Annotated in this window: 17 protein-coding genes and 2 pseudogenes; 11 read left to right on the plus strand and 8 right to left on the minus strand. The window is 33.1% G+C overall.

Annotated elements, in window-relative coordinates; genetic code table 11:
* Positions 1-10 precede the first annotated feature (10 nt).
* The 5 genes and pseudogenes from EKQ63_RS12950 (at position 11) to EKQ63_RS12970 (ending at position 6544) form a co-directional block, all read left to right on the plus strand.
* The gene (locus EKQ63_RS12950; RefSeq protein WP_087952489.1) at positions 11-1891 is read left to right on the plus strand and encodes an FtsX-like permease family protein; all 1881 of its coding nucleotides are present in this window, start codon (positions 11-13) and stop codon (positions 1889-1891) included.
* Positions 1892-2102: 211 nt separating this feature from the next.
* Positions 2103-3134 carry an alpha/beta hydrolase gene (locus EKQ63_RS12955; protein ID WP_087952490.1) on the plus strand — a complete coding sequence of 344 codons (1032 nt, stop codon included), beginning with the start codon at positions 2103-2105 and terminating at the stop codon, positions 3132-3134.
* Between the two features lie 221 nt (positions 3135-3355).
* Positions 3356-4618, plus strand: a pseudogene (locus EKQ63_RS12960) (MFS transporter).
* Between the two features lie 53 nt (positions 4619-4671).
* On the plus strand, positions 4672-5538 hold the full coding sequence (locus EKQ63_RS12965) for an ABC transporter permease subunit (protein WP_143881105.1): 867 nt from the start codon (positions 4672-4674) through the stop codon (positions 5536-5538).
* Position 5539: 1 nt separating this feature from the next.
* Positions 5540-6544 (plus strand): ABC transporter permease subunit, encoded by a 1005-nt coding sequence (locus tag EKQ63_RS12970; protein ID WP_143881106.1) that lies wholly within the window; start codon positions 5540-5542, stop codon positions 6542-6544.
* Positions 6545-6588: 44 nt separating this feature from the next.
* Here EKQ63_RS12970 and EKQ63_RS12975 read toward each other — a convergent pair whose 3' ends face one another.
* Together EKQ63_RS12975 and EKQ63_RS12980 are read right to left on the minus strand one after the other, a co-directional pair.
* Positions 6589-8289 carry a pyruvate oxidase gene (locus tag EKQ63_RS12975; RefSeq protein ID WP_087952493.1) on the minus strand — a complete coding sequence of 567 codons (1701 nt, stop codon included), beginning with the start codon at positions 8287-8289 and terminating at the stop codon, positions 6589-6591.
* 81 nt (positions 8290-8370) lie between these two features.
* Entirely contained in the window at positions 8371-9108 is a 738-nt protein-coding gene (locus EKQ63_RS12980; RefSeq protein WP_087952494.1) for a ZIP family metal transporter, read from the minus strand.
* Positions 9109-9312: 204 nt separating this feature from the next.
* On the opposite strand from EKQ63_RS12980, the gene EKQ63_RS12985 reads away from it, so the two are divergent.
* The 3 genes from EKQ63_RS12985 to EKQ63_RS12995 all read left to right on the plus strand — a co-directional run bounded on the left by EKQ63_RS12985 (position 9313) and on the right by EKQ63_RS12995 (position 11685).
* Positions 9313-10032, plus strand: coding sequence for a class I SAM-dependent methyltransferase (locus EKQ63_RS12985; RefSeq protein WP_223290799.1), 720 nt, complete (start codon positions 9313-9315; stop codon positions 10030-10032).
* Between the two features lie 48 nt (positions 10033-10080).
* Positions 10081-10710 (plus strand): immunity protein Imm33 domain-containing protein, encoded by a 630-nt coding sequence (locus EKQ63_RS12990; protein ID WP_143881107.1) that lies wholly within the window; start codon positions 10081-10083, stop codon positions 10708-10710.
* Positions 10711-10818: 108 nt separating this feature from the next.
* Positions 10819-11685, plus strand: coding sequence for an MBL fold metallo-hydrolase (locus tag EKQ63_RS12995; protein WP_087952495.1), 867 nt, complete (start codon positions 10819-10821; stop codon positions 11683-11685).
* Between the two features lie 144 nt (positions 11686-11829).
* On the opposite strand, the gene EKQ63_RS13000 is transcribed toward EKQ63_RS12995, so the two are convergent.
* Both EKQ63_RS13000 and EKQ63_RS13005 read right to left on the minus strand, forming a co-directional pair.
* Positions 11830-12771 carry a nucleoside hydrolase gene (locus tag EKQ63_RS13000; RefSeq protein ID WP_140168718.1) on the minus strand — a complete coding sequence of 314 codons (942 nt, stop codon included), beginning with the start codon at positions 12769-12771 and terminating at the stop codon, positions 11830-11832.
* Positions 12772-12804: 33 nt separating this feature from the next.
* Positions 12805-13407: a DUF2441 domain-containing protein gene (locus tag EKQ63_RS13005; RefSeq protein WP_143881108.1), complete on the minus strand. Its 603-nt coding sequence runs from the start codon at positions 13405-13407 to the stop codon at positions 12805-12807.
* Between the two features lie 202 nt (positions 13408-13609).
* Here EKQ63_RS13005 and EKQ63_RS13010 point away from each other — a divergent pair.
* Positions 13610-14108: pseudogene (locus EKQ63_RS13010) on the plus strand (DUF2798 domain-containing protein).
* A gap of 156 nt (positions 14109-14264) precedes the next feature.
* Here EKQ63_RS13010 and EKQ63_RS13015 read toward each other — a convergent pair.
* The 3 genes from EKQ63_RS13015 to EKQ63_RS13025 all read right to left on the minus strand — a co-directional run bounded on the left by EKQ63_RS13015 (position 14265) and on the right by EKQ63_RS13025 (position 16327).
* Positions 14265-14621, minus strand: a complete 357-nt coding sequence (locus EKQ63_RS13015) for a PH domain-containing protein (protein ID WP_143881109.1) — start codon at positions 14619-14621, stop codon at positions 14265-14267.
* A gap of 406 nt (positions 14622-15027) precedes the next feature.
* Positions 15028-15849 (minus strand): class I SAM-dependent methyltransferase, encoded by an 822-nt coding sequence (locus EKQ63_RS13020; RefSeq protein ID WP_143881110.1) that lies wholly within the window; start codon positions 15847-15849, stop codon positions 15028-15030.
* Between the two features lie 37 nt (positions 15850-15886).
* Complete coding sequence (locus tag EKQ63_RS13025) at positions 15887-16327, minus strand: MarR family winged helix-turn-helix transcriptional regulator (protein WP_016717462.1); 441 nt, start codon at positions 16325-16327, stop codon at positions 15887-15889.
* A 662-nt stretch (positions 16328-16989) separates the two neighbouring features.
* Between EKQ63_RS13025 and EKQ63_RS13030 the strand changes: the two genes are divergently transcribed.
* Positions 16990-17382: a GNAT family N-acetyltransferase gene (locus EKQ63_RS13030; RefSeq protein WP_016717463.1), complete on the plus strand. Its 393-nt coding sequence runs from the start codon at positions 16990-16992 to the stop codon at positions 17380-17382.
* A 187-nt stretch (positions 17383-17569) separates the two neighbouring features.
* Here the strand turns inward: EKQ63_RS13030 and EKQ63_RS13035 are convergent, their stop codons facing one another.
* Complete coding sequence (locus EKQ63_RS13035) at positions 17570-18193, minus strand: TetR/AcrR family transcriptional regulator (RefSeq protein WP_080444053.1); 624 nt, start codon at positions 18191-18193, stop codon at positions 17570-17572.
* Positions 18194-18309: 116 nt separating this feature from the next.
* On the opposite strand from EKQ63_RS13035, the gene EKQ63_RS13040 reads away from it, so the two are divergent.
* Entirely contained in the window at positions 18310-20541 is a 2232-nt protein-coding gene (locus EKQ63_RS13040; protein ID WP_087996770.1) for an MMPL family transporter, read from the plus strand.
* Positions 20542-20547: the final 6 nt, after the last annotated feature.

Raw genomic sequence — 20547 nt, forward strand, 5'->3', positions numbered from 1 at the left:
GGGCGAGACTATGTTATTCAAATTATCACGTCATAGTATGAAAAAGATGTTAAAAGATTATATGGTTTTACTTATCGGTCTCGTTATTAGTATTAGTATTTTTTACATGTTCCAAACGATGGCGATGAATAGTGAATTTACGAAAGATAATAGTCTAATTAGTAGTATTAGACTCGTATTCTGGGTAGGTGCAATATTATTATCTTTCATTACTGTATTTTATATTATATATGCCAATTCTTTCTTACTTACGTTAAGGAGAAAAGAACTTGGTATGTACATGATGCTCGGAGCGAAAAAGAAAAAAGTAGCACAGTTATTATTTATTGAAACATTCGGTATGGGTATTGTCAGTATTATTATAGGAATTTTAGTAGGGATGTTACTTGCAAGTGTAGCAGGAAACTTTTTAATAAATGGTATGGAAATTTCAGCAAAAGGTAGTTATTCATCTGTATATACACCAGCAATCATAGTTACAGCTATTTTCTTTTTAGTACTATTTTTTATTACTGGTTTAATGAATAGCATCCGTTTATTACGTAAAACAGAATTAGAATTAATACGTGAAGATGAAACACTAGATGAAGTGAAGAAAAGCAAAACTCGCATTATTATAATGACTGTACTTGGTGTATTACTAGTAAGTACAGGATACTATTTTATGATAAATATAAAAACGTTTGCTGAACTCGGTTTTATAATAGCAACAATTGTTACAACACTTGGAACATATTTTATCTTTAGTTCATTGCTCCCATTTTTTGTGATGAAAATGAAAGGGAATAAAAAACGAAATGAAACGGGCTTAAATAGTTTTACATATGCACAGCTACGTTTCCGAGTGAATAGCTTATCGAGAGTACTAGGTACTGTAGCAATGTTAATTGCATTAGGCGCAGGTGCGATGACTGCAGGTATGGCATTCCAAAAAAATGTAGGTATTATGACAGACTTCTCACGTGTTTATGATGTCGTAATTCATGATCCAAATGAACAAGATACAGCTGCATTAAAAGAAATGGAAATTGTTGAAGAAAGCCAGTACAAGTATAAAGTTGATGGAGAAGCGGTTTATTACTTACGTAACGACTTAACTGCGAAACCGCCACTTGTTTCAGACCACTTTGATACAAAAACTTTAAAAGAGCCTGTTCGTAAACGTGTGACTGAACCTTTAACTGAACCTGTATATTCTGCTTTAGAGGCTCCTGAATTAGCAAAATTCCCTCGTATGCCGAGAGATTGGGAAGATGCAATTGTAAGAGAGATACAAATTACACATAATCAATTTAACGGAAAACCTGTAAGAATTGCAGATGAAGCGCATTATAAAGGAATTCAAGGAACCGAACACACTGTAACATTAGCAAAAGTAGATGATATGAAAAAGTATAAACCGTTGTTGATCGAAATAGATAAGAGACAAAAAGAACAAATTGAAAAAACAACAGGTACAAAAGTAGACTTATTTACGAAAATGACAATTTATCAATTTATGAACAGTTTCATGAGCGGAACAATGTTTATGGGATTCTTCCTCGGAATTGCCTTTTTAGCAATGATGGCAAGTTCACTAATGTTCAAAATATTAACAGGTGCTTCTCGTGATGTACGCCGTTATGAAATGTTACGAAAAATCGGTGTGAGACGCAGTATGTTAACGAAAAGTATATATAAAGAAATTTCATATTTATTTATCTTCCCAGCAATCATTGGTATTTCCCACGTGTTAGTAGGGCTTAACCTATTTAGTTTTATATTAGTTGACCCGTTTGTAAAAGTATGGGTGCCGATTGGGATCTTCTTAGTCATTTATTTCATCTATTACTGGATAACAGTTCAATTGTATAAAGGAATGGTAATGCCGAAAGAAGAAGTAGCGAAATAGTTTATGAAAAAAGCCCTTGTTTGAAAACAAGGGCTTTTTTTCTATATTTGTAATACCTGTGATCAAGTTTTTCTACGATTAATGTATTGAAAATTAAGAAAATATTAAGAGTTTATATAGCGGAATGTTAAGAAGTGTATAGGATATTCATAATGTAGTTTTATAGAATTAAATTGTTATTTTTACAAATTTATAAGAAAGGATGCATCTTATGAAGAAGATAAAAAAATTAATAACATTTATTGGAGTCATAACTACATTAATACTAATGGTAGCGCTAGTATTTCCTACATGGACCTCGCAAATAAAGGGGAAAAACAGTATAAGTACATTAGAGCAAGTAGAGATAAATGGAAGTGATCATGAAATTATGATACGCGGTAAAGATAAGAGGAATCCAGTTATTATCTTTGTTCATGGTGGACCAGGCTCTTCAGAAATGCCATATGCTCAAAAATACCAGGATTTATTGGAAGAGAAATTCACGATTGTTAATTACGATCAAAGAGCAAGTGGAAAATCGTATCACTTCTTTGAAGACTATTCGAACCTTTCATCAGACCTATTAGTAGAGGATTTATTAGCTATGACAGATTACGTTTCAAAACGTCTTGGTAAAGATAAAGTAATATTGATCGGCCATTCTTACGGTACATATATTGGAATGCAAGCTGCTAATAAAGCACCTGAAAAATACGAAGCGTATGTTGGGATAGGGCAGATGAGTGATACAGTAGAAGGTGAGATGGATAGTTTACAGTTTGTCATAGAAGAAGCGAAAAATGCAGGCAATGAAGAGGAAGTTTTCTATTTAAATGGATTGACTGAAAAAATTAAAAATGGCGATACATACACTCCGCGAAATTATGTTGCGAAATATGGCGGAACATCAAGACTCATTGAAAACCCAGATGGTGATAACATCGGAATGTTACTCAGTAATGAATATAACTTGTTTGACGTAATTCGTTATAACGTGGGATTATCAAAATCTCAAACTGTCTTATTAGAAAAGGATTTAAAGAATCCATTACCTAATAAGGTGAATAAAATGAAGCTACCGCTTTATTTCCTTATGGGGAAATATGATTATAACACTTCATTTCACGCAGCGAAAACATATTTTGATGCGGTTGAAGCAGAGCAAAAAGAATTTATTACTTTTGAAAAATCCGCGCATTATCCGCAATTTGAAGAGAAGGAAAAGTTTTATGAGTGGATGTGCGATACATTTGTAAAATAAATAAAGTGTATCCGAACTATAGAGAATTAAAAAAGTTAGCGAGATATATCATAAAAAAAGCGAAGTTAAATAAAAAAGACTCTTGTATAAAAAAAACAAGAGCCTTTTTTATAATGTTCTCTATGTAGAAGGAAAAGATTGGATAATGGTCGAAAAATATAATATAACTTCCGAGAAATGACTAAAATAATACCATTTTGTCGAGAGAAAGGATACGAAGTATGAAAGAAATGCTACAGTTATTTCGCAACAAAGTGTATGCACGTTTTTTTCTAGCAAATATTTTAGAACGACTTGGTTCTATGATTGCTGGAATTTCTTTAATGTTTTACTTGTTAGATTAATACGGAAAACAACCAGTTTACGCAACGATGACACAAATTATGATTGCGTTACCTGCATTAATCTTTTTTCTATTAGTAGGGACAGTAGTGGATCGTTTTGATAGACAACGTATTTGTACGGTAAGTAATATATGTTGTTCGCTCTGTAATATTGGAATCTTAATTTCGCTTTATTACGGGATGATTATACTTGTCTTTATATTTTTATTTTTAGAAAATGCATGTATACAATTTTTCTCTCCATCAGAACAGTCGATGATACAGGGAGTAGTTGAATCAGACCAATACGGTGCAGCAGCGGGTATGAATCAAATGGTAAATAGTTTGTATGCTTTGTTTGGTGTAGGAATTGCAACGATCGTGTACTGGACTTTTGGAATTTACGGGAGCATTTTAGTAAATACGCTCACTTTTATTATGAGTGGTATTTTGATTCAAACGATCTCCATTCCAGAAAAAGTTCGTTTACCAAATGGGAGAACGAAATGGAAAGAAGTTAATTTGAAGATGTTAATAACAGAGTTTCAAGGAGGGATCAAGTATATATATCGAAATGAAACTTTAAAAAAATTACTATTGGGATTTATCGTATTTGGCTTATTAAATGGTATTTTAAGCGTATCTACTACTTACATATTAAAATACAAATTAGCACCAACAACGTATGAAAGTTTAGCAATGGTGGGCGGTGTAGTTGGAGGGATTTCATTACTAATTGGAAGCATAGTAGCAACGAGTATAGGTAAGAAATATGCACCAAAATCTATTATAGTTTTTGGTATGGCAGGCTCAGGAGTCTTCTTCGGTATGTGTTACTTTGTAAATTATGTATGGTCTTTTTATGTATGTATCGCTTTTGCGACTTTCTTTTTACCGTTTATTAATGTTGCAATATCGGGCTGGATGTATGAAATTGTAGAAGAGTCATTCATGGGGCGTGTACAAAGCTTGCTTAGTCCATTAACGACGGGATTCCAGCTTTTATCTCTCGGTGCGATAGCAATGTTATTCCCAAAATGGATTCGTGCAGATACATTGTATATTATTTTATTTGGTTTATTATTATTTGTTACATGTTTATATCAAGCTATTCTACCTAGTGGGCAAAAGCGAGTACATGCTGTAGCTGAAGAGATGTGATATATTTAGTTTTTGTTTCTGAATATTCTATCGAACGGTAAGGGGAAATCGTTATGTTGATGAGAATGGTTAAGTGGTGTGGGATTACTTGTTTACAACTAGTAGCTGCAATTGTATGTATAATCTGCCTAGGAGCGCTACCGCGTTTATTTAAGGGATTAAAAATTGATTTAATCGGTTTTTGGAACACGATTGTATTTCTTGGAGGAAAGTTACTTCAACCGGGTGAAATTACATATGGATTTCGGGATTCAAGAAAATTATTTCCGCAAATATGGATTCATTATATTGAAACGATGATTGTATTTCTTTCAGCTTTTTTACTCTCTTTGCTTATAGCGTATATACTTGTCATTTGGGTATTACAGCGTTCTCATATGAAACAGAAAATGTGGAACGGGATTTTTCTTACACTTGAGAGTATACCAGATATATTACTTATTTTATTATCGCAACTTCTTGTCGTAATTATGTTTCAAAAAACAGGATTTATGCCGATCAAACTGGCTGGATTAGGGGAAGAAAGGATACGTTTGTTACCAATTATATGTCTTACAATACCAACAACATTCTTGTTTATTAAACTGTTGTTATTACGTTTTAAAGAAGAATTAGAGAAAGATTATAGTTTGTTTGCCAAGAGTAAAGGGCTAAGCTTACGGTATATTTTGACACATCATATTTCAAGAAATGTTTTATTAACGACAATTTATTACGCGAAAACAAATATTTTATTTATGCTTTCCAATTTATATATTATTGAATGGATATTTAATACATATGGTATGTTTGTTTTTGTGAAAGAAAATTCGAAATTAGAAATATTTACGGTGAGTCTAGTAATATTATACGTACCGCTTTTTATACTATTTCGTATATTACACACGCTTTTACAAAATGTTATAAAGGAGCGTGTGTAACATGTGGCAAGTTGTAAAAAGAGATGTGAGATTCTGGATAGGTATTACTTTTTTGAGTGTACTAATGATTGTTAGTATTGGATATACGTTGTTTTTTGATGGGAATATTCGTGAACTTACGATGATGTATAACGAAAAAGGAGAATTAGAAGCAGCTCCATTTGCACCATCAAGTAAATTTTGGTTTGGAAGTGATGTGAAAGGACGTGACCTTGTTCAATTAATAATAGAAGGTGCAAAATGGACAGTTGGAGCGAGTATAATTATAGCGATTTTACGAGTTATAGTTGGAGGGGGAATTGGTTTACTTCTTGGTATGTGTGGTAAACGTTCTTTTCCAGTTATTTCATCCTTTTTTGATCCTTTTAGTATTGTACCGATGGTTATGATTTCTTATTTTATGTTAAATGAAGTATTAACGTTTGATAGTGGAGCAGAAGTTGTGCCGTTATATTTGCGGGTGTCATTTCAAATTATAGTTCTTGTATGTCTTGCTGTACCAACAGTGATGTTGTATGTAGCGCAAGAAGTAAAACGTATTAAGAAAGAAGAATTTATGTTGGCAGCCACTGTGCTCGGCGGTAGTAAGTGGCAGAGGTTGAAGCGCCATATATGGCCGCATATGTTACCACCATTTCTTTTATTAGTAGCTCAACAATTTGTAAGTACGTTATTACTTCTTTTACATCTTGGTTTGTTGCAATTATTTTTCGGCGGAACAATAACCTTCAGTGGAATGGATCCAGATAGTGTAACAAAAGAATGGACTGGCCTAATTGGTCAAAACTTCCGCCATTTAACTACACATACATGGATTGTACTTATACCGATTGCTTTTTATAGTATGACAATTTTAGCTGGAAATCTAATTAGTAATAGCATGCAAGATGCGATTAAGTTAGGAAATGTGAGAAAGCTAGAGAGGGAAAGTAAAGAATTGCAAGTAGAGAAACAAGTACAACCAACTACGAATGACTTTTCTTTTTATAGGGAGATACAAAAATAAAAAAAGATAGCTGAAGACAAATCGTTTTCAGCTATCTTTTTCGTTTAAAGTGGAGGTAAATCAATCTTACCTTCTTCAAATAATTCTTTTATCATATGCTTCGTATAACCAGCTGCTTGACCAAATGTGATTTTTGCTGGCATTGGTGCTTCATTAGCATCTACAACTACATCGATAATACATGGTCTACTTTGTTTTACCGCACTTTCAAAAGCAGGAAGTAGTTCATCTAAATTTTCAACGCGGTATCCAATACCTCCGCACGCCTCTGCGTATTTTGCAAAATCAGGGTTTGTTAAGTCTGTACCAAATTCAATATTACCCATAACTTCTTGTTCGAATTTAATCATGGCGATTTTATTATTGTTTAAAACGACGACAACGATTGGTAGTTTATATTTAACAGCTGTTACGAAGTCGTTCATTGTCATTCCAAAACCACCGTCACCACAAACTGCAAATACTTGTTTATCCGGGAAAGCAATTTTTCCAGCAAGTGCACCAGGTAAACCGCAGCCAAGTGTTGCGAGCCAGCTAGAAATGATAAATTGTTGGTTTGTCATACGGAAGTGACGTGCTGTCCATACTGTTACATTTCCGACATCGACTGATAGAATTGCGTCATCATGTGCTACTTGCTGCAGAGTATGCATAACGCGTTGTGGTTTAATTGGAATGGAAGAGTCTTCTTCTTGATCGTGTAATTTTTCTTCCCACTTTTTCATCATTTCTTGGTGATGTTCTAAGAAGGAATGGTCTGTGTGTTTTTCAACATTTTCAATTAACCATCTTAATGTTTTATCAGCATCACCAGCTAAGCCAATATCTGTTGCATAACGTTTCCCGATTTGGGCAGGATCTGTATCGATATGGATTGTTTTAGCTTTTTCAGGTAAGAAACCAGTGAACGGATAAGAAGTACCAACCATAATTAAAGTATCCGCATGTTTCATTGCTTCATAAGAAGGTTTCGTTCCGATTAATCCTAATCCACCAATACAAAGAGGGTGTTCATCAGGAATAACGCCTTTAGCTGGTAATGTAAGTACGATTGGAGCACCAATATGTTCTGCCAATGCAAGTAAAGATTCTTTTGCATGTTTTGCTCCTTTTCCAGCTAAAATAACAGGTTTTGTCGCTTCATTTATTGCAAGTTTCGCTGCATCTAAATCTTCTTTTTGCGGAAATAACTCAGGTAATGTAAAGGAAGTATTTGTAACACGAGCACCACTTTTTACTTCGAATTTTGGAACATCATCAGGAATCGTAAGGACAGATACACCTTTTTTCGTATAAGCCATTCGAATCGCTTGATTTACGACAGCAGGTAGTTGTTCTGCTGACATAATACGCTGGTTATAAACCGCGACATCATCGAACATTCTTTCCAAGTTTACTTCTTGGAAAAAATCCGTTCCGAGTAAATCGGTTTCTACTTGACCTGAAATTGCTAGTACAGGAGCTTTATCGAGTTTCGCATCATATAAACCATTTAATAAATGAATAGCTCCAGGTCCTGCGATTGCCATACAAACACCAAGTTTCCCTGTTAATTTCGCATAAGCAGCAGCTGCTAATGCGCCAGCCTCTTCATGGCGAACTTGAATAAATTTGATTTTATCTTGTTTTTTTCTTAAAGCTTCAATAATAGAGTTGATAGAATCTCCAGGCATTCCGTATATGTGTTCTACTCCCCAGTCAATTAATAAATCAACTAGTGCTTCACCGGCCGTTTTCCCAAACATAATTGTTCCTCCTTATAGTAGGTAGATAACATTATGTTTTGGAGAAAAAGGAAAAATATACAAATAATTATATTTTTAACTTTAATGATGGCCAGTAAATAGTGTAAATACTGTTATTAATAAAAATCCACTAGTTGCCCACATTAAAAATGTAAGGAAAGAAAGCTGTTTCTTTGCCTTCCAAAGCATTTCATGAATTGTTACATAGCCAAGTGAACCGATAGCACTTCCCATGATGAGTCCTTGTAAATGAAGCGCTTTTCCTTTCATCAAAATACCAAAAACCGTACCAGTACCGAGAATAAGAGAAAGTAATAAAGTTGTTAATAAAAAGGAAATATATTTATGTTTTGTAAAGAGAAAGGGGATAATTAATGCTAAGCCTTCAGGTATATGATGAACGACGATTGCTATTAAAAAAGGTATGGCAGAGTCAGCATGATTAATAAAAGCTGTACCAAGTGCAAATCCACTCGGTATATTATGAATAAATATAGCGAAAGACAGAAAAAGGAAGGTTTGCCATGCTTGTTGATCTTTTTTATGTAGCATTGGATGATGACAATAGTTATCTAATAAGCTCATGACTAAAATACCGATAGCTATACCAAGTATAGGTCCAATTATTTCATAGCTTGAAAATGTTTCAGGAATAATTTCAAGTGATAAAAGCCCAAGCAAAATTCCACCACATAATGCATATAAACGATGCATCTTTTCTTCAATTAGCTGGCGCGTAGCAATGCCAACAGCACCGCCTAATAGTAATCCACCAAATGAAAAAAACGTAACAATCATTGGAATCCATAATCGTTCCATAGTATCACACTCCGATTCTTCCACTTATTTTTAGCTTACGAAAAGGAAAGTTAGAATAGTCCAAGTAATTGTGTTTGATTATAGAGAAAAAACTAATAATTCGTTATAATTTATATATTAAATTTAAGTGGAAATATGAAATGGGGAATAATTTTGCAAACAAAGTAGAGTCTATCTGAATATGAAAATCCAAAACGATATGATATAGAAAATAAAAGTTTATCAGATTTTCCGTTTTTACTATCATGGGCACAAAAACTACATATACAAAATGAATGGATTCTAGATATTGCCTGCGGTACAGGAAGGGTTACAATTCCATTTATAGAAAATGGATATCAAATGATTGGTGTAGATATACATGAAGGAATGCTTGCTGAAGCAAAGAAAAAAACTACGGATTGTAAGAAGGTAAAATGGTTACAACAAAACTGTTTACAATTAAGCATGACTGAAACAATTCCGTTAGCATTTATGGTGGGGCACGGATTCCAGCATTTCCTTACGAATACAGATCAAAATCAGTTATTAACATCTATTCATCATGTATTAGCTGATAATGGTATATTCATATTCGATACACGTTTTCCTTCTAAAGAAGAATTAATACAACCATCTACAGAAGAATATTGGACAACTATTAGTGATGAAAAGGGAAGAAAATGTGATTTATATACTGAAATGACATACGATTCAATTCAGCAAATACAGCACTACATAACAACGAGAAGGTTTTATGAGGACGATGTACTAGTAGAAGAAATGAAAACAACGATAGATCTTCGCTATACGTACCCGCAAGAGCTAGAAAGATTATTAGTAGCGAATGGTTTTGAATTATTACATATATATAATGATTGGGAAGACAATGAGGTAGGGGAAGATTGCTATTCTATGGTAGTAGTCTGCCGGAAGAAAAAATAGTATTATTTTAAAAATATGAATGTGAAAAGCCTTTAAGGAGAGGAAAAAATGACTTGGTACTTAGATAATGTTTATGAATTAAATAAAGAAGCGCCCTATACATTCTACCTTCCTAGCTCAGAAGTTTTGGAGAAATTAAAGGTTGGAGATTTGGTAAAGCTAATTTTTGTATCTAAAAATGAGGAAGAAGATGGATTTAATGGTGAAAGAATGTGGGTTGAAATCATGGAAAGAAATGAGAAGAAGTTTGTAGGGGAACTGAGCAATGAACCATATCGCTTAGATTTAAAAATAGGTGATAAAATTTCATTTGGGATTGAAAATATATGTGATACGGAATATAACGATTCATCTTCAAAAGATTGGGATTTTTATTTTGATACGAAGGTAATTGTTAGTAATGATGTACTAGAAAAAAGAGAATTTAACTTTATGCTTAAAGAAGATTCAAGAGAAGAAGGTGAATCTGGTTGGTCAATTTTAAGTGGCTATGAAAGTGATGACTATGTGAATGATCCTAAAAACTTTCAAATTATTTCAATTGGAGTCATATTGAATATAGATGATACTATTTTGAAATTTCTTGAGGAACCACCTTTATGTGCATATGAAAGAAATGATAAAGGTAGTTTTTATAAGATTGAAGACTATGATTGGGATACTTATTTAAATGGATAGAAAAAGTTATTACGTTTTAAAGAAAGCAATATAATTTCACGCTATGTGCTTGATGAAGGTTCTACAGATAATAATTCAAGAGAGTAATAGTAAATGGAGGAACAAATGATGCAACAAATTAAAAAAATAGGAAACTCATTTTGGTATATGACACCTGTTTCTGAAACAGATAGACCTATCTTAGGAATGGTCGTTGGACAAGAAAAAACGTTAATGATTGATGCAGGGAATTCAGAAGAACATGCACAATTATTTTTAGAAATGTTAAAAGAACAAAATGTATCAAGTCCAGATTTTGTAGCACTAACGCATTGGCATTGGGATCATATTTTTGGATTATCTATATTACAGAATGCATTAACTATTTCGCACGCTGAAACGAAAAAAGAAATGCAGGCAATAGTATCTTATGAATGGACAGATGAAGCGTTGGACGCACGCGTAAAAGAGGGTACTGAAATTGCATTTTGTGCGGATTGCATCAAGAAAGAGTTTGAAGAAAAAGCGAGAAATATTAAAATTATTCTTCCAACCTTAACGTTCCAGGATCAAATTGAATTAGACCTTGGTGAGGTGACCTGCGTGTTAAAACATGTGGGCGGAGATCATGCACATGATTCTGTTGTTATGTACATAAAAGAAGAAAAGATATTGTATTTAGGAGACTGTATATATGCAGATATTTTTTCCTCGAAGTGGAACTATACGACGAAAAGAACGTTTGCATTAATAGATGAATTAGAAAAATTTGATGCTGAGACATATATTCTCTCTCATGGGGGAGCGATAAATCGAGAGGAGTTTTTACAAGAGATTCGTATGTTAAAAACAGTAGGAACTTATACGGAAATACATAAAGGCGATGAAGGGAAGATAAAGGAAGCGTATAAACGAGACATAGAAAGAGAATTAAATGAAGACGAAATAGAAACAATAACGTTTTTTGTAAATGGTTATGAAATGAGTAATCAATAAGATACTACATGAATCCAATATAATTAAATTGCACAAAAAGAGTATTGAAATTTAATTCAATACTCTTTTCAATAGTTAAATATGTAGTTTCAACCAAATTCTAAATGGGGTGTCATTCTATTTATTTTTCATATAAATAGTGGTTTAACTAGAAGCTTTCTTTGCTAATTCAGTTATATAGTTAAAAAATCCATTGTGGTTTACATCATATACTACATTTACAGGTCGCCCACTATCAAATTCCACAGTACGCCCCTGGCTAGGTCCGTATGTATGAACGATACTATTAATCGTTTGAGTTTTTGCAAGGCTAGTGTTTCCGACAAGCGCGGTAGTTAGTACATCCCATAAATAGTAAGTAGAGTTCGTTGAGAAGTGAACGAGAGGGGGAACCATCGCATAGCATTGGCCAAGGAAATCTACACCCATATACTTTCGTTCTTTTGCCCAGCGTTCACGTATGTCTATAGTTAATGGAACTTGGTTTGTACTTTCTAGTGTCACTAAGTTGATTTCGATTTTTGATTCCCATACACGAGCTACTGCTTCAGGGTCCCAAAATGAATTCCACTCAGCTGTTCCATCATGCTCTGGTTCATGTACATTGCCTGCGGTAAGAAATGTACCACCCATCCAAACGAGACGTTCAATTTTATCTTCTATTATGGGAGCTTCATATAATGCACGAGCAAGGTCAGTTAGGGGTCCCGTAAATAATAAAGTTGTTTTTCCTTCCGTTTGTAGAAGTGTTTCTATTAAATGGTGATGTGCAGGCTTTGCTGCCATGGGTGTTACAACTTTTCCAGACTCATTTAAAATTGGTAAAGCATCTACATAAAATGCATGCATCCGCCAGTCTTTTGGAAATGGATTTTTCGCACGGGAATTTGATGCGGCTACTTCAATATATTCTTTGCTGAAGCGATCAATAATTTTGCGACTTGCATACATTGCTGGTTCCAAATAGCAATCCGCTGGGATAACTGAAACACCTGTAAGTTCGACATTATCCATTTGGAGTAATAAAAATAGTGAAACTAAATCATCTACACCACCATCATGATTGAAGTACACTTTTTTTATCATTGTAATCTCCATCCTTTTTGATTTAGTTAGAAATTAAACATGAATTGAGGAAAAGTCATCAATAATTTCGACCACTTCAATTTCGCCATTAATGAGTAGCTCAGGGAGTTCGTTATGCACATTTCCTTTCCAATATTCTCTAGCTTGTTCCATTTTTTGAGAAAAAGGAATAGCATCTTCTTTCGGTAAAAGATTCCCGTCACCTTCAAAAGAACTTCCGATTACTCGTAGTTTAACAATCTGCAAAACTTCTCGATTGTAAGAATCAAATAATGTTTTCCATTTTAAAGCATCTTCATAGTTTTTAGCAGCATATAAACAAGACAATCTTGACGGATAATTAGGATATTCTTGCAGTCTAACCATTTCCACAATCGTTTCTCTAATGGCTCTACTTGTTTGATCCATGTAATTCATAACTACTGTAGCATTTTCATTCTTTATATGTAATTCTTCATTTGTATAATGCTCTTTTAAAATTTGCATAGAATCTTTACCACTAGAATTTAAATGTTTTCTTTCAAAAAAGAAGTGGAATAGCGTATTCGTTTGATTTTTATTAAATTGAATGATTTGTCCGATCTTCATTTTTTTCCTTGTTACGATATGATATACGAAAAATCCTTGTTCATTCATGGTTTTCCTCCTAGTAGTAATGTTTAAATGTAGTAATTCAACATTGAAATATATAAAACCTTTATAAGTAAAAGTGAGAAGTTGAGATGAAAGTAAAGAAAAATATGAAAGCGTTTAAAATTTGTTCACAAAATGTTCACTTACGAAGGGGTTTCCAATATCGATATAATGACAAAGACTCAAAGAGAAAGGATGATGAATTTTGCCAACTACAAGAAAAGAAAACCTCCAATTTGGTATGATGATGTGCTTTGGGATGGTTATTGTAATGACGTTTTATAACTTATTACTGAACGGAGCAGGGGGGCCACTTCATATTAAGGAGATTGCGTTAGAACTATTAATTGGATTCATTATTGCACTATTAATTGAAATATGTATCGTTGGACCTTGTGCGAAAAAAAATAGTATTCGCGTTACCGTTTGATAAGTCAAAAAAAGTAAATATTATTATTACGATGGCGACACTTATGGTCATTGGAATGGTATTCTTTATGTCTTTTTACGGAATGGCTATGATGTATTTACATAAGTATTTACATAATGGACTACATGGCGATTCATTCGTTTCAATGTATTTTTCAATTTTTATTAAAAACTTCATTATGGCGTATCCATTGCAATTAATTATTATGGGGCCGCTTGTTCGTTTTTTATTTGGAAAGATTGTTTTGAAGAATAAAGTTGTAAAAGTAGTGTAAATCGATTCCTATTATTCGATTATAAAAATTAAATAATACTAATTTACTCTGTGGTATGTAAAAAGAGGGTTGCAAATGCAACCTTCTTTTTACGTTTCTATAAGCTATACCGTGCCAAGGAATATAATATATGTAAGAATATGTGCATTGATAGGATTATTGTTTGGATTGAACCAAATCAAAAAAGGATTGTACGTTTTGAGGGCTTGAAAAATTGTCAAATACAATAAAATCGTCTCCATAGTTCATAGTTATTTTTTTGATAAAGGGGATCGCAGACATCTCTAATACAACTCCATCCGTATGACCGAAATCTTCTATTTCAATGTATTCGAATTCCCATTTCAGTCCTTTTCCAAACATGGCATCAGAGCAGAACAATAATTTTTTATTTGTAGCAGCTAAAATACCAGATCTGCTCATATAACCAAAATGTATTACGCAGTAGAGTGTAGAAAGAATATCTTCCTCACTGTTTAAGTGTTCTTTTATTGTTTCTAGATTCGCCTTCATGATCAGGCCTCCTTATTGTTGAAAGTAAAGTGTAAAGTTTTCATATCTAGTTTATCATATATTAATCTTTTTTGATTTTATATCCTATAATCAAAAAACCCCTTTAGAATGGAAATATGTAGTGCTGATTTTTATGTAAGGGATGAAAAGAGAGGGGGGGAAGCCTTCTAGTTTTTGTACAATAAAAAACAAGGAGTAGTGGTGTATGTGTGTGTACCATAATGCAAAGATATTTTAGTTAGAAGCGATGAAGTTGGCGGAACATGTTACAGAGAAAATTAGCGCAGCTTTTCTATGACAACTTCGTTGGTAGTTATAAGGAGCTTTGAACTGAGAAAATCCCCCACTCAATTCAGTTCGTTAAGAGATACTAAGTGGGGAGTTGACTATATAAAGTGTTAATATATTACTTCTTAAACCGCAAATGAACAAACTTCAACATCTTTATTAAGTTTACAATTCTCATCATTATACGCGTACTACCATCCCAATCTTTATTTGTAGGTATATCTTTAAAGAAAGGAGAGCAGCTTAATACTGTTATGTTTGAAGACCATTTTTCTAATGTCTTTGGATTATTTATATAAAAATACATTAGAGCGCCATTATTACCAGATTTTTTTACTGTAGCATTTGAAAGATTCAGTGCGAATTTTGATTCAGCGTCAAAATATAACTCGCCTCCAGGGAATCGTTTTGACATAGCGACTATGATCTTTTTTAAATCTTCTTCTTTAAAGTAATAAAATACACCTGCTGATATGAAAAGAATGCCGTCATTTGGATCATACTTTATATCATCAAACCAAGAAGTATCAAAAAATGATTTAGCTATACTAGTATTCCTCGATGTATCTTCAATTAAAGTTTTGCGAAAGGAAATTGCATCGGGCAAATCAAGATTATACCAATGTATCGTTCCGTTATCAATTCTAGAAAAAGTAGTGTCTAGTCCGGAACCGATATTTATTATAGTAGCATTAGGGTGTTTTGTTATGAATTGTTTTATCATATCGTCAATTTTTCGTGCACGGGTAATGTAAGTAATACATCCGTATTCACCAAATGTATTTGCTATTGTTGAGAAGTCAAAATCACACTCTTTAATAATTCGAATTGCCTCCGTATCATCTAAAATATCTTTATTGTTCTCACTGCCATACGCACGTCCCCATAACGGAATAAGCATCGTACCTTGTACTGAATGTATATCTATTTCTTTAACCATGAAACAGCCTCCGTGTAATAAAAAATTATTTATATTTTTAATCGTTATTTAACATTTTTGAGAGCATTTTATTTGTTTTATACAATCCGTAAGTTAAATCCCGTTGATCTTCTTCACTTAGGTTTTCAAGATTGTGAGTGAAATTATTATATATTTGTTTCCATCTCTCATAATGTACTTTTTCAGCTTTTTCTGTCAGAGAGATTAATATAGCTCTTTTGTCCACCGTATCTTGCTTTTTTACAATGTATCCGTTTTGTTCTAAGTTACGTACTGTTACGCTTAATTGCTGTTTAGGTATGTTTAAATAACTAGCAATCATTTTTAAATTTACAGGCACCTTTTGCTGGGCGATATACTCTACTACGTGTTGCTCTAAATGTGTAAATTCAGAGGATTTCTCCGATAGTAATTTGAAAGTACCCGACATATTTAATAATAAATTCATGTATTCATTTAATAATTCATTTTGGGTCATTGTTTCACTTCCTTTATGCGTTTAGTAAATATTTTATTACTATTTTTATTGATAATCAAATGTTTTAATTAAAAATAGTAAATTATTTTTTACTATTTTTGTTTTTGAAACTAAATGAATTAAAATAAAAGAGCATAAGGGATGCTTTTAGGGGAGGAGAATATGAACGGAAACAAAATATTACTAAATACATATAACTAATGAATCCAATGTCTTTTTCAGTTATTATGTTGTAAATCATTTTATGATAAAATCTTTTACATAATTTAATAAAGGGGTAGTATTCAATGGGTTATTTCTCAAATGGTTTATTGGTTTTGTTTGTGCTAATCGTATGCAGTTGTATAATTTTTGGTTAATAATATAATGAGAGTCTTATATAAAAGAAGTTATCTCTAGTGAGATAACTTCTTTTTATTTTATCACGCTTTAATGGGCAGTAAGACCCCCCTCAAAATTCAGCGAAAGCAAAGAAGTTAGGTGGGGGTGGGGCTGCCCGTAAAAGTCCGATTGTTGAGGGTTGATTAAAGTTTCACTATATGTTGAGAAGGAATTCTATCTTTCTTATTGAAGTTTGTTCTAGTTATTTTCACGCCAATCGCAATTTTCATAAGAGGAATTTTACTGAATATTAACAAAATATAGAATAAGGGAGTGTTTACATGAAAAATAGTATACACTATACAAGTGAACATCCTACAAATTTTACTGAATTATTAGCTTTATATGAATCTTTAGGATGGAATTCTCTTAAATTAACAGTGAATGAATTAGAACAAATGTGTAAACAAAGTTGGTATGCAATTTATGTATTTGATGATAAAAAGTTAGTAGGAATGGGGCGTATTATATCAGATGGTGTAATAACAGGCGTTATTTGTGGTGTTTGCGTGTTGCCAGAGTATCAATCTAAAATGGTAGGGCGGTTAATCCAGCGGTGTGAACAAAGAAAAGTTATTCCTCAACTTATCTGTGTAGAATCGTTACAATCTTACTATGAATCTATAGGATTTGAGGCATTCTCGATTGGGATGACAAAACATATTAAACGATAGCGGTATTAGAAAGGAGAATATAAAGATTCAACTTAAAAATTTGTAAAAGTTGAAGATAATATTTGTTTGATAATAGATGCTAAAGTGTAGTCTAATTGTTGACATATAAATAAAACACTTAAATGATAAAAAAGCATGTTTGAAAAAATTCAAACATGCCCTTTTATTAAAGGAAAGCAGTTTAATATTAGTGAACTAGACCGTTCCAATAAAACGAAACGATTTCTTCTGCTAATTCATCTATATTTACAATAATAGGATTGTCATTTTCATCTTTAAAATTTCCAATTGATAATAAAGATACGAATGCATGAGCAGTGAATTTAGCATTTCTTTTCGGTATTTCTCCAAGTTGCATTGCATTATCGAGTGCTTTTTCTAATACTTCATACATGTTGTCTTCAGCATGTTTTAATTGTTTTAATTGTTCTTCAGATAAAGATAGTTTTGCATCTTTCATAAAATTCTTCATATCAATATCCATCGTTGCGTGTAAGTATACTTTAGCGAAGTCCAATAATCTTTCTTTTAAAGTCTTATTTGTAGAAAGGATTTGAGACATATTCTCGCGTATACGTACCATCATTTGAATCATGGTAGCGGTAAATAAATCTGCTTTTGTTGAATAGTAATAGTAGACGGTTGCTTTCGTAACACCACAAACTTTTGCGACTTCATCCATGGAAACGACTTGATAATTTTGAGTAAGAAATAACCGAGTTGCCACTTCTAAAATGGTTTCTTTTGTAGATTTTGTATTTTTATTTTGACGAGGCCTTCCGAGAGGACGTTGTTTTTGTTCCAAATCTATTCGCTCCTGACATGTATGATTGAGATAATTATAACATAATTTTTATTCATTCTTGATTAATTAACCAACCAGTATATATAATTAATAGTGGAGGAAAAAAGGAAGGTGGGTTTTTTATGAAAAAGCACCCGTTACATATGTTAGGGAGGCTTGTAGCAGGGAAAAATACGCAATGGATCACTTTATCGGTATGGATTCTTATTACATTATTACTTTCATTTACGTTACCACAAGTAAATAGTACGAAAGAACCGAACCCGAAAAATTTACCCGAAACAGCTATGTCGCAGCAAGCGGAAGCACTTTTGAAAAAAGAGTTTCCTAATAATGCGGGGAATCCTTTGTTAGTAGTATGGTATAGGGATGGTGGATTACAGTCGCAGGATTATAAACTCATACAAGACGTTTATAAAGAGTTAAAAGCTAGTCCTTTAAAGGAGCAATCAACATTACCACCATTTGATACAATCCCGGAACAAGTATTATCAAAAAGTGCATCAAAAGATGGTACATCATTTGTTACACCAGTATTCTTCAACAAGTCGGCTGGAACAGATATATTAAAAGGAAATCTTGAAGATTTAAGAAAGCTAGTGAATAGTAGGGTCGATGAAGATCCATTTAAACAAAAAATAAGTGATTCTGGATTACATGTTCGATTATCTGGACCAGTAGGTATTCAAACGGATGCAGTTAGTTTATTTAGTCAAGCAGATGTGAAATTATTAATTGCTACTGTATTACTCGTATTGGTTTTATTAATTTTACTGTACCGTTCACCAATTTTAGCAATTTTACCTTTACTTGTTGTTGGCTTTGCATATGGTATTATTAGTCCTACACTCGGTTTTTTAGCTGATCACGGATGGATTAAAGTAGATGCACAGGCGATATCAATTATGACTGTACTATTGTTTGGTGCTGGGACGGATTATTGTCTATTTTTAATTTCGAGATATCGAGAATACTTGCTAGAAGAAGAAAGTAAATATAAGGCATTGCAACTTGCAATTAAAGCTTCTGGCGGGGCAATAATAATGAGTGCGTTAACTGTTGTACTTGGATTAGGAACATTATTACTTGCTCAGTATGGTGCCTTTCATCGATTTGCAGTACCATTTAGTGTTGCTGTATTCATTATGGGAATCGCTGCTTTAACAATTTTACCAGCGTTATTATTAATTTTCGGTAGAGCTGCATTCTTCCCATTTATACCTAGAACAACTTCGATGGATGAGGAATTAGCAAGAAGGAAAAAGAAAGTAGTAAAAGTAAAAAAATCAAAAGGCGCCTTTAGTAAAAAACTTGGAGATGTAGTAGTACGAAGACCGTGGACAATAATTATGCTCACTGTATTTGTATTAGGTGGATTGGCTTCATTTGTACCACGTATTCAATACACATATGACCTATTAGAATCGTTTCCAAAGGATATGCCTTCACGCGAAGGATTTACGTTAATTAGTGATCATTTTTCAGCTGGTGAACTAGCGCCAGTAAAAGTTGTTGTTGATACGAAAGGAAAAGATCTTCCTATTAAACAAGAACTCGAGAAGTTTTCTTTCGTAAAAACAGTGAAAGATCCAAAAGAGGGGAAAGAAAATAAGCAAATACAAATGTATGAGGTTTCTTTAGCTGAAAATCCATACTCCATTGAAGCGTTAGATCAAATCCCTAAATTGAAAAACAGTGTAGAAAAAGTATTAAAAGATGCTGGGATTAGTAATGCAGAAGATCAACTATGGATTGGCGGAGAAACAGCTTCATTATATGATACTAAGCAAATTACGGAACGTGATGAAGCTGTTATTATTCCAGTAATGATTAGTATTATAGCTTTATTATTACTTGTTTACTTACGATCAATTGTTGCGATGATTTATTTAATTGTAACTGTTGTATTATCATTTTTCTCTGCATTAGGAGCAGGGTGGCTATTACTTCATTATGGTATGGGAGCGCCGGCCATTCAAGGTGCGATACCGTTATACGCATTCGTATTTTTAGTTGCTTTAGGTGAAGATTATAATATCTTTATGGTTTCAGAAATATGGAAAAACAGAAAGACACAAAATCATTTGGATGCAGTAAAAAATGGCGTTATACAAACAGGTAGTGTCATTACATCAGCAGGTTTAATTTTAGCTGGAACTTTTGCTGTGTTAGGAACACTTCCAATTCAAGTGCTTGTTCAATTTGGTATCGTAACAGCAATTGGTGTATTACTAGATACGTTCATTGTAAGACCACTACTTGTACCGGCAATCACAGTCGTTTTAGGTCGCTTTGCTTTTTGGCCAGGGAAACTTTCAAGAAAGAATGAAGAGATACAAAAAGTGGATGCCTAGTTGGAA

It is taken from the genome of Bacillus sp. BD59S (assembly GCF_007363175.1).
GTDB lineage: Bacteria > Bacillota > Bacilli > Bacillales > Bacillaceae_G > Bacillus_A > Bacillus_A pacificus.